The sequence below is a fragment of the uncultured Microbulbifer sp. genome, assembly GCF_947489355.1.
Taxonomy (GTDB): Bacteria; Pseudomonadota; Gammaproteobacteria; order Pseudomonadales; family Cellvibrionaceae; genus Microbulbifer.
The window spans coordinates 1-3344 of sequence record NZ_CANLDD010000118.1; the positions used below are offsets into that span (position 1 = coordinate 1).

Sequence of the window (3344 nt, forward strand, 5' to 3'; positions counted from 1 at the left end):
TACTATGGGACTTCCGGATCTGTCAAACTATGCGTGCCTCCCCGGCAAAGCCGGGGGGTCTCCCTTTTGGACTAGATGCCCTCTGAGCTGCGATTTTCATCCAGCACCACCAGCCCTACTGCATCAAGTTGTCATAGTTGCTATCTAGGAGGCTGCAAAGATAAAGCAGCCTCTTGGAAAACAGCGCCAAAACACATCCTCCTTACACCGCCCTGGCGAATTTAATACCAGTAGAATTTGTAGTCAATGCACCTTTGGCATAAGCTTAACACTGCTTTTAACCCAAATGGAACGTTAGTACAAAATAGCAAATTATCTGGAAGTTTAAACAAATTTCTGATATGAATAAGCAGATGTTCCGATACAAGCAATAACGTTTGGTTATAACATTCAAAATTGTAAAAAATAGGAGATATATTATGCGTATTGAAACTGATATCCAGGTCGGGCCACGAGCTGTAGTCGATTTCCCTAAACTGTAGCTGATATTCCGCCGAATAGGCTCAGCAAGTACCTTTTATTGTTTACTGTAGGTGCTGTATTGAAAGTAGGTTAGTTAGCTTGCCCCCTTTAATCGCTTGAACTCTAATCAGATATTCAATTGCTCGTGCATTAAATATCAACTTGTATCTCAGTGATTTGAGAGAAAATTTTACTTTTTTCAGGAAGTAGGTTAGCTAACGATGAAAGGGCCTCTACTGCTACTTCTCAATATAACCTTGACTGACATGTAAAACTCGCCTAGCACGTAATGCCAGCCAGTTATGTGAACTGGCTGGCATTTTTCTGTGCTTGCGCCCCAGTGTGCCGGTAAACTGGACGATCCGTGGAGTGAAAGTGCCGCCTTTGCCACTGCGGGGGTTTGCCCTCGCGGCAGCATCCATATCGTAACCGTTCATTCTATGGCGTCATTGCCCCAGCCATAGATGTCTGATCGCAGCGGATTGCTGACAAACTTTTCTTTCAATATCCGCGGTGTCAGATCCGCAACTTCTTTGGCTGAGTGCTGCCCAACGCGCAGCAATACATCCGTGAGATAGATGTACGGAGTGATATCAGGCAGCTTGCAGGTGGTGATCAGGCTCTGGATGATGCCCACATGTTCCGCCCCCAGCTCTGTTCAGCAGAGCATCCAGCTCTTCCTGCCGGCCGCAGAGCGCGCTCCAAATGATTGGTGTCTAGTGGTAAATCTGGGTCTTCCAGAAACACCCTGAGCTTAGGCTCTCGTTGGATAACGTACCAACAGCGATGCCGGACAGAGAAATCTTCTGCACGCTGGTATCCCGTCTGGTGCCGACGTAGTCAGAAAGTGTGCTATTCCCGACACAGAAAACAATGGGGTAAGGGGTAGTTGTACCCGGAAAAAACTGGACCGGCTTAAACTTGATCAAAGAGAGCAAATGACAACCAGCCCTCACGCTGTTCAAGCAGATTACTGGCTGTCAGAATAAAATGCTGCCAGGTCAGATTGTAGATGCAAAATCCTGGCTAGCATTCTGAACACAACTACAGTGAGCAATCCCAACATGGAAGCAGGGGTAAGGTGACTCCGTTCAGCGCGCGGATAGAAAAAATAATCACGTAGAAGGTACTTTGACGTTATAGCCGCAACGCATACAGGCAGTAGAATGTCCGCCCAGTAGGGCGGGTGCCGGAGATCGGCGACCCGAGATTTCGACAGAAAAGCGGGCTATAGATAATTACAACCAGATATGGCCCTATCCACATAGCCGTGACTGATCAACACATATGACGTAAGCTAACTACTGGAATACTCAGTGTGTAGTATCCGATAATACCTGGCCACTACACGCCTCCAACTGGAAATGGATCAACGACAGCTCTAGGATCCCCAGAAACAAAGTGCATTCCCGTTTCCGGGTCCACACACATCCACAGGAAGGAAAAGTTATCCGGAATATGTTGCTTATCCCTGATCTTAATCACCAGTTTCGTGTACTCCCCATCCACTGCCCTGGCGCGGGCACGGAACTGATGGCGGAAGTCCGGGCTCAAGGCGATAATCCCATCCAGCTTGTGATGGTGGCAGCGGGCAAACTCCAGTTCACGACACGGCACTTCAGACAGATCCAGGGTAATTTTCAGGGTGACCACACCACCTTTGCGGATTTTAAAGCGCATATTGCCAAAGTGCTCCTCCGGGTTGGCGGCATTAAACAGCGGCCAGTACTGGAGTTCCCCGCCTACAGGCTCTCTGGGCCTCAAAACCAAATCCAGCTTCAACCCCTCTTTTGGTACTTCGCACTCCAGTACGGGTAAGTCGGCACAAGCGCCCATTGTGTATCCCCTTTGTTAAAATTTGTTATCTGGCGTCACTACTTGGACACGAACTATCCGGTAGAATACGTCTGTGACGTGTCTATTTTAATCTATTCGAATTAAAAAAAAAGCCGGCAGTAGTGATACTGCCGGCCCGGAAGGATGGCCCCGGCCATCGACGGTTACAACAACACTATCAAGAGCAAAATGTGGCATCCTGCCCGAACAAGCCCGTCCAGAAACCCCGATCAGGATTGCGTACCTGTTGGGCGCCCAGCCTGATCGTTCAGCTTGCACTGAATCCACTATCCGCACGGCTCGCGAGCACACGGCAATCAAACCTATGCCGAACGCTGAGACCGGCCACACCGTGACGACACGGCCGGGCTAGGCTCTCAATCGGTGCTCACTATACAAATAGCCGCATTACAGGTCTATCACACCCAATGACACAAAATTACATACTAGGTGTTTTAACCACCGCTGTAGTCTGTTAGAGTCGTAAGCGATCAAGTATCCCCATCTGAAAGACCGGACAGTTTTCTCTACTCTCTTGATTTTTAATAATCAGGAGATTCAAATGACCACTCAGAGTAATTCTGATTTCTGGCAGCAGCATGAGCTGAAGCTCAGCACCATCACCTATTGGCGCAACAAGCAGAGCAAGCCCCGGCCTAAGTTGATGCCGGTGCCCATGCCAACTTTTGAGGCTTCGACTGAGCTGGCATTGCCCGGCGGCATTCAGTGCAGTTACCAGCATCAGCCCTTGAGCAAACTCTTCCATTGCTCTGGCGCCTACTTCGGGAGCAGGGGGTGATGCTGCGGCCGAAGCAGCCCGCGCAGACCCACTTGTACATGGAGCCGGTCGATATGCGTAAGTCCATCGACGGTTTGGCAGCTCTGGTTGAGCAGGAGGTGGCATCACCTCCTGCAGAGGAAGTGCTCTTCGTATTCTGTAATCGCGGCCGTGACAAGACCAAGCTGTTGTACTAGGGGCTGTTCCCGTTTGGATGTAGCCTATTGATTTGTAAGAGCAAGCTCGCATTGTTGAGGTTCTAACACAA

At 49.5% G+C, this 3344-nt stretch carries 3 protein-coding genes and 1 pseudogene; 1 reads left to right on the forward strand and 3 read right to left on the reverse strand.

What is annotated here, in order from left to right; all coding sequences use genetic code 11:
• Positions 1-895: 895 nt before the first annotated feature.
• From Q1A48_RS20785 to Q1A48_RS20795, 3 genes and pseudogenes are all read right to left on the reverse strand, one after another.
• A pseudogene (locus Q1A48_RS20785) lies at positions 896-1239 on the reverse strand (transposase domain-containing protein); the annotation flags it as partial.
• 567 nt (positions 1240-1806) lie between these two features.
• Positions 1807-2298 (reverse strand): hypothetical protein, encoded by a 492-nt coding sequence (locus Q1A48_RS20790; RefSeq protein ID WP_299948701.1) that lies wholly within the window; start codon positions 2296-2298, stop codon positions 1807-1809.
• A 475-nt stretch (positions 2299-2773) separates the two neighbouring features.
• Complete coding sequence (locus tag Q1A48_RS20795; RefSeq protein WP_299948703.1) at positions 2774-3064, reverse strand: hypothetical protein; 291 nt, start codon at positions 3062-3064, stop codon at positions 2774-2776.
• A gap of 32 nt (positions 3065-3096) precedes the next feature.
• Between Q1A48_RS20795 and tnpB the strand changes: the two genes are divergently transcribed.
• Positions 3097-3273, forward strand: a complete 177-nt coding sequence (gene tnpB / locus Q1A48_RS20800) for an IS66 family insertion sequence element accessory protein TnpB (RefSeq protein ID WP_299948705.1) — start codon at positions 3097-3099, stop codon at positions 3271-3273.
• The last annotated feature ends 71 nt before the right edge of the window (positions 3274-3344 follow it).

Bases quoted from the DNA above. Each gene is read 5' to 3' on its own strand.
- Q1A48_RS20790 (WP_299948701.1), bottom strand. From the start codon at position 2,298: ATGGGCGCTTGTGCCGACTTACCCGTACTGGAGTGCGAAGTACCAAAA.
- Q1A48_RS20795 (WP_299948703.1), bottom strand. From the start codon at position 3,064: ATGGAAGAGTTTGCTCAAGGGCTGATGCTGGTAACTGCACTGAATGCC.
- tnpB (WP_299948705.1), top strand. From the start codon at position 3,097: ATGCTGCGGCCGAAGCAGCCCGCGCAGACCCACTTGTACATGGAGCCG.